This window comes from Salipiger bermudensis (assembly GCF_019801965.1).
Classification (GTDB): Bacteria; Pseudomonadota; Alphaproteobacteria; order Rhodobacterales; family Rhodobacteraceae; genus Salipiger; species Salipiger bermudensis_A.
The window spans coordinates 357,933-364,268 of sequence record NZ_JAHVIA010000007.1; the positions used below are offsets into that span (position 1 = coordinate 357,933).

General features: G+C 69.0%; 4 protein-coding genes. 1 reads left to right on the top strand and 3 read right to left on the bottom strand.

Annotation, left to right across the window (positions count from 1 at the left end; all coding sequences use genetic code 11):
- The first annotated feature begins 196 nt into the window (after positions 1-196).
- Positions 197-1,009, top strand: coding sequence for an SDR family NAD(P)-dependent oxidoreductase (locus KUV62_RS17405; RefSeq protein ID WP_222604990.1), 813 nt, complete (start codon positions 197-199; stop codon positions 1,007-1,009).
- A gap of 157 nt (positions 1,010-1,166) precedes the next feature.
- On the opposite strand, the gene ppsA is transcribed toward KUV62_RS17405, so the two are convergent.
- The 3 genes from ppsA to KUV62_RS17420 all read right to left on the bottom strand — a co-directional run bounded on the left by ppsA (position 1,167) and on the right by KUV62_RS17420 (position 6,048).
- Positions 1,167-3,593, bottom strand: a complete 2,427-nt coding sequence (ppsA, locus tag KUV62_RS17410; RefSeq protein ID WP_222604991.1) for a phosphoenolpyruvate synthase — start codon at positions 3,591-3,593, stop codon at positions 1,167-1,169.
- 92 nt (positions 3,594-3,685) lie between these two features.
- Complete coding sequence (locus tag KUV62_RS17415; RefSeq protein ID WP_222604992.1) at positions 3,686-5,065, bottom strand: MBL fold metallo-hydrolase RNA specificity domain-containing protein; 1,380 nt, start codon at positions 5,063-5,065, stop codon at positions 3,686-3,688.
- A complete protein-coding gene (locus KUV62_RS17420; protein WP_222604993.1) occupies positions 5,062-6,048 on the bottom strand; it encodes an LOG family protein in 987 nt (328 codons plus the stop codon). Before KUV62_RS17420 ends, KUV62_RS17415 begins: the two co-directional genes overlap by 4 nt.
- Positions 6,049-6,336 lie beyond the last annotated feature (288 nt).

A 6,336-nucleotide genomic window follows, 5' to 3' on the forward strand; every position in this document is an offset into this window, starting at 1 on the left:
CATCTTCTCGGGATCACCCTCGCTCGGCCGGACGCCGCTTGCTCCGTCTGCGCGGCATATGACGGTGGCCGGATGAGCCCATCTCCCGGCGGGGTGCCGAAGCCAGACGTGGAAGGGCTGGACGACCGGCTCCGGAGACGACATGCAGGGCTTGCGGCGGGGAGCCCGCCGCAGACCAGAGGACGAAAGGACGACGATGCTGCGACTGGACGGAAAGACCGCCTTCATCACGGGCTGCGGGGCATCGGGACCGGCCGAGGGCGATGACGTGCTCGCCGCCAACGGTCAGGCCATTGCCCTCACCCTCGCCGCCGAGGGCGCCCGCCTCTTCGGCATCGACCGCAACCCGGAGGCACTGGAGCGCACCGCCGCGCAGGTGCGTGACGCCGGTGGCACGATGCAGACGCTCGTCGCCGACGTGACCGATCCCGCCGCCGTGAGCGAGGCGGTTGCCGCCTGTGTCGCGGGTTTCGGCACGCCCGACATCCTGGTCAACAATGTCGGCCAGTCCGAGCCCGGCGATCCCGGCACCATGTCGCTCGAGGTCTGGAACGCCCAGTTCCGCCTCAACCTCGACAGCGCCTTTCTCACCTGCCACGAGATCCTGCCTCTGATGGAGGCCGCCGGGGGCGGCTCGGTGATCAACATCTCCTCGATCGCGGGGCTGCGCTATATCGGCAAGCCGCAGGTCGCCTATGCCGCCGCCAAGGCTGCACTGATGCAGATGACCAAGACCGCGGCGGTGATCTATGCCGACCGTGGCATCCGCCTGAACTGCGTCGCGCCGGGCCTGATCGCCACGCCGCTGGTGCGCCGGCTCGCTGACAAGTATGCAGGTGGCGACTATGCCGGCTTCACAGCGCATCGCGACGCGCAGGTACCGATGGGCCGGATGGGCCGGGCCTGGGACGTGGCGCACGCCGTGCGGTTCCTGGCCAGCGACGAGAGCCGCTACATCACCGCCCAGTGCCTGACCGTGGATGGCGGCATCACCGAAACCACGCCCTGACGGCACGACCGCGGCGCTGATCGTACCGGCGATCCCGGCGATCTGCGGGACCCAGACGACCCGGGCACAAGGGGCCGCGTTGCTTCACGCGGCCCCTGCCCTCGCGCGCGCACCGCGCACCGCGCACCGGCAGGCCGCCTGCGACATGCGTCGTGAGTCATCCACCGCGTTTCGACCGCGAGCTATCAGGACCGGCCTCCGCCTCGGCCACGTTGGCCTTCACCGCGAAGAAGCTGTCGGGCGTCACCGAGATGCTGTCGATTCCCGCCCGCACCAGCAGCCGGGCGAACTCGGGGTGGTTGCTCGGGGCCTGCCCGCAGAGGCCGATCTTGCGTCCCGCCTTGCGGGCCTTGGCGATCACCGTCTCGATCATCCACAGCACCGCCGGATCGCGCTCGCTGAACAGCTCGGCCAGCGCCTCGGAATCGCGGTCGATGCCGAGGGTGAGCTGCGTCAGGTCGTTGGAGCCGATCGAGAACCCGTCGAAGCGCTCGGCGAAGGCCTCGGCTTCGATCACGTTGGAGGGGATCTCGCACATCACGTAGACCTGCAGCCCGTTCTCTCCCCGGGAGAGGCCGTTTTCGGCCATCACCTCGAGCACCCGGTCGGCCTCGCCCACGGTGCGGCAGAACGGGATCATCACCACCACGTTGTCGAAGCCCATCTCGTCGCGCAGCCGCCGGATCGCCCGGCATTCGAGCGCAAATCCGTCGCGATAGGCCTCGGAATAGTAGCGCGAGGCGCCGCGGAAGCCGATCATCGGGTTCTGTTCTGCCGGCTCGAAGCCGCGCCCGCCCAGCAGGTCGGCGTATTCGTTGGTCTTGAAATCGCTCATCCGGATGATCGCGGGCTTGGGATACCACGTCGCCGCGATGCGCGAGAGCCCGCGGGCCAGCGTCTCGACGAAATAGTCGAGACGGTCGTCGAAGCCCCGGGTGAGCCGGTCGATCTCGTCGCGCTCCGGCCCCGGGGCGAGCTGATCGTAGCGGGTCAGCGCCAGCGGATGCACGCGGACCTCGTTGCTGATGACGAACTCCATGCGCGCCAGCCCCACCCCATCCGCCGGCAGCCGCCACCAGCGCGCCGCCGCCGCCGGGTTGGCCATGTTGAGCATCACCTCGGTGCGGGTCTCGGGCAGCGCGTCGAGCCGCGTCTCCTCGACGCTGAACGCCGCCTTGCCGGCATAGATCGTGCCCTCGTCGCCGCCGGCGCAGGAGACGGTGATCGCCTGCCCGTCATGCAGCAGATGCGTGGCATTGCCGGTGCCGACGATCGCCGGCACCCCGAGCTCACGGCTGATGATCGCCGCGTGCGAGGTGCGTCCGCCGTGATCCGTCACGATGGCCGCCGCGCGCTTCATGATCGGGACCCAGTCCGGATCGGTGTTCGCCGTGACCAGCACCGCGCCGTCGACGAAGCGATCGATATCCGTGGCGCTTTCGATCAGGCAGACCTCTCCGGTGGCAATGTCGTTGCCGACGCTGAGCCCGCGCAGCAGCGCCGCGCCGGTCTCGCCGAGCCGGTAGCTGCGGAACGCGCCGGCCTCGCTGCGCGACTGCACCGTCTCCGGGCGGGCCTGTACGATGTAGATCTGTCCGGTCTCGCCGTCGCGGGCCCATTCCATGTCCATCGGCTGACCGTAATGCTCCTCGATCACCACCGCGGCACGGGCCAGCTTGAGGATTTCGGCATCGGAGAGCACGAAGCGCTCGCGCTCGGCCTTCGAGGTCGGCACCGTGCGCGTGGGCGCCTCGGCGGCTCCCTGGTAGACCATCTTGATCTCCTTCGCGCCGAGCCCCTTGTGCAGGATCGGCGCCAGCTCGGCGCGCTCGAGGAAGGGCTTGTAGACCTGGTATTCGTCCGGGCTCACCGCGCCCTGCACCACGGTCTCGCCCAGCCCCCAGGCCGCGTTGATCAGGACGATGCGGTCGAAGCCGCTCTCGGTATCGAGCGAGAACATCACGCCCGAGCCGCCGAGATCGGAGCGCACCATCAGCTGCACCCCCACCGACAGCGCCACCTCGAGCTGGCCGAAGCCCTTGAGCTTGCGGTAGGTGATCGCCCGGTCGGTGAAGAGCGAGGCAAAGCAGCGCCGGCAGGCGGCGAGCAGCGCATCCTCGCCGCGCACATTGAGGAAGGTCTCCTGCTGGCCGGCAAAGCTGGCATCGGGGAGATCTTCGGCGGTGGCAGACGAGCGCACCGCCACCGCGGGCGCCTCCTGCCCGGTGCGGCGCCCCAGCTCGCGATAGGCGGCACGGATCTGCGCCTCGATCTCCTCCGGCCAGCGCCCGCCGACGATGGCGGCGCGGATGTTGCGCCCGGCCTCGGCAAGGCTCAGGCGCTCCGCGTCGAGATCGGCGAGCAGTGCTCCCAGCCGGCCCTCGAGACCGTTAGCCGCGATGTAGCGGCGATAGCTCTCCGCGGTGGTGGCAAAGCCCGGCGGCACCTGAACCCCCTTCGCGCCCAGCGATCGCACCATTTCTCCCAGCGAGGCATTCTTGCCACCGACCGTCGCAACATCCTCGCGCGTCAGCTCCTCGAACCATTGCAGCGCAGCGGCGCTGTCACGCTCTTGCACGTCCATCGGCCTCTCCTCCCTTGCCAGGGGAGGAATCCTAGGCCGGGCGGCGACGGGGCACCTTGATTGCGGTCAAACGCCCGCCGCCGTGCCGCACGTCAGAGCGCATAGACCTTCCCGGCCTGCGCGATCTCCACCCCCTGCCCGCCGAGCCGCCGCGCAAACCCCTCAAGCGGGCCCTGCTCGCCATGCACGAGAAAGGTCTTCTCCGGCGTGCCGGTCCTGCGGTGCCAGGCCAGCAGATCGGTCGCACCGGCATGGGCCGAGAAACCGTTGATGGTGTGAATGCGCGCCCTGACCGGGATCTCGCGCCCGAAGAGCTTCACCGTCTTCGCCCCGTCGATGATGATGCGCGCCAGCGTGCCCTCGGCGGCATAGCCCACGAAGACCACGCCGCTGTCGGGATTGCCGAGATTGTGCCGCAGGTGATGGCGCACGCGCCCGCCGGTGCACATGCCCGAGCCCGCCATGATGACCGCGCCCGAGCGGATCCGGTTGAGCGCCGCGGACTCCTGCGCCTCGCGGCAGTAGTGCAGCGCCGGCAGCCGGAACGGATCGTGGCCCGCGTGGACGATCTCGGCCAGCTCCGGGCGCAACGCCTCGGGATGCCGCGCGAAGATCCGCGTCGCCGAGATTGCCATCGGCGAGTCGAGATAGACCTGCATGTCGGGATCGAGCGTGCCTTCCTCCATCGCCTCGCGCAGGAACCACAGCAGCTCCTGCGCCCGCTCCAGCGCGAAGGTCGGGATGATAACGTTGCCGCCGTGCCGCGAGGTGTGGCGCACCGCCGCGATGAACTCTGCGACCGAGGCGTCGAGATCGCGGTGATCGCGGTCGCCATAGGTGGTTTCCATCACCACGATATCAGCATCGTCGGGCGGGGCCGCGTCGTTCAGTAACGGCCGGTCCGGCGGGCCGAGATCGCCCGAGAACAGGATCCGGCGCGCCCGGCCCGCCTCGCTCAGCTCGAGCCGGATCGAGGCCGAGCCGAGGATGTGGCCAGCCTCGAAGAAGGTCGCGGTGATGCCGGGAAAGAGCTTGAGGGTCCTGCCATAGGCAGCGGCGCGTCCGAACCGCTCGATGGCGTCGAGCGCATCGACGGTGTCGTAGAGTGCCTCGTGCCGCCCGCCGCGATGCCCGTGCCGGTGATGGCGTCGCGCCTCCTCCTCGTGGAGATGGGCGGAATCGAGCAGCACCAGCCGCGCCAGATCGCGGGTGGCCGAGGTCGCGAGGATCTCGCCCCGAAAGCCCTGCTTGCAGAGCAGCGGCAACCGCCCGCAATGGTCGAGATGGGCGTGGGTGAGCAGCACCAGGTCGATCCCGGCTGGGTCGAAGCCGAAGGGTCCGGCATTGTCGTCGCGCAGCTCGTGGCCGCCCTGGAACATGCCGCAATCGACGAGGATCCGCCGGCCGCCGCATTCGACAAGGTGGCACGAGCCGGTGACCTGACCGGCGGCGCCGTGAAAGGACAACTTCATGGCATGGCCCCTCCTTCGGTGTGGGTCGGTGTCTCGATCAGAGGGCGCCCGACGCGCGCATACCAGCGCTGGATGTCGTCCCAGATCTCTTCCGCGGTCTCTGCATACCAGAACAGCGCCCGGTCCTCGGGGTCGATCACACCTTCCTCGACGAGGAAATCGGCGTCGAAGGCGCGGCGCCAGTAGTCCCGCCCGACGAGGACCACCGGCACCGGCTGGATCTTGCGGGTCTGGATCAGGGTCAGCGTTTCGAACAGCTCGTCGAAGGTGCCGTAGCCGCCGGGAAACACCACGAGGGCCCTGGCGCGCAGCAGGAAATGCAGCTTGCGCAGGGCGAAGTAGCGGAAGCGGAAGCAAAGCTCGGGCGTCACGTAGGGGTTTGGAAACTGCTCCTGAGGCAGGGTGATGTTGAGCCCGACGGTGCGGGCACCGGCCTCGTGGGCGCCGCGGTTCGCCGCCTCCATGATGCCCGGGCCGCCACCGGTCACCACCACGAGCCGGTTTCCGTGTTCGCCCTCGGCGGCTCCAACGATGCGGCCGAAGGCGCGGGCGATGTCGTAGTAGCGGCTCTTCTCCTGAAGGCGCCGCGCGATGCGCAGCTTCCGTTGCAGCGCGGCATCCTCGGGTTGATCCGCGATCTCCGCCTCGAGCGTTGCGAGGCGCGCGGCGGCGCATCCCGGCTCGGTGATCCGCGTCCCGCCGAAGACCACGATCGAATGGGCGATGCCGTGGTCCCTGAGCAGGGTTTCGGCTTTCTGGTAATCGAGCTGCAGCCGCGCCCCGCGCATGACATCGCGGTCAAGGAACTGCACATCCTCGTCCGCGAGCCGGTAGTTGGGGTTCTCCATGATCCGGCGGACGAGGTCGGGCGCAGCGGCGTCGTCACGACGCGCCTTCGGCGCGCAGCCCGGAAGCGCGATATCGCGCAGGGTGGGATGCGCCGGGAAAGGCTTGCTCGGCGGGGCTGTCTTCGGGTCTCGCATGGCGTCCCTTTCTGATCGCTCCAGAGAGACGGCACGACCGGTCCTCGCTTTGCCGATCTCCCCGGAGAGCCGCGGCGGACTGCAGGAAGCCTAGCAGCTCTGCCCCGCCGCGGGTTTGACCCGCATCAAGCGGCGTCTGCCCCCGCTCTGGTTTGACTCGTGGACACCCCCCATATCGACCCGCCCGCCTGCACCATTGCGGCGACGACGCTGCTGTTCAACTTCCTGACCTATGTGGGGCTCTGGACGATGATCCCGATGCCGCTTTGAATTGGGTTGTTTCGCCTT

Bases quoted from the DNA above. Each gene is read 5' to 3' on its own strand.
- KUV62_RS17405 (WP_222604990.1), top strand. From the start codon at position 197: ATGCTGCGACTGGACGGAAAGACCGCCTTCATCACGGGCTGCGGGGCA.
- ppsA (WP_222604991.1), bottom strand. From the start codon at position 3,593: ATGGACGTGCAAGAGCGTGACAGCGCCGCTGCGCTGCAATGGTTCGAG.
- KUV62_RS17415 (WP_222604992.1), bottom strand. From the start codon at position 5,065: ATGAAGTTGTCCTTTCACGGCGCCGCCGGTCAGGTCACCGGCTCGTGC.
- KUV62_RS17420 (WP_222604993.1), bottom strand. From the start codon at position 6,048: ATGCGAGACCCGAAGACAGCCCCGCCGAGCAAGCCTTTCCCGGCGCAT.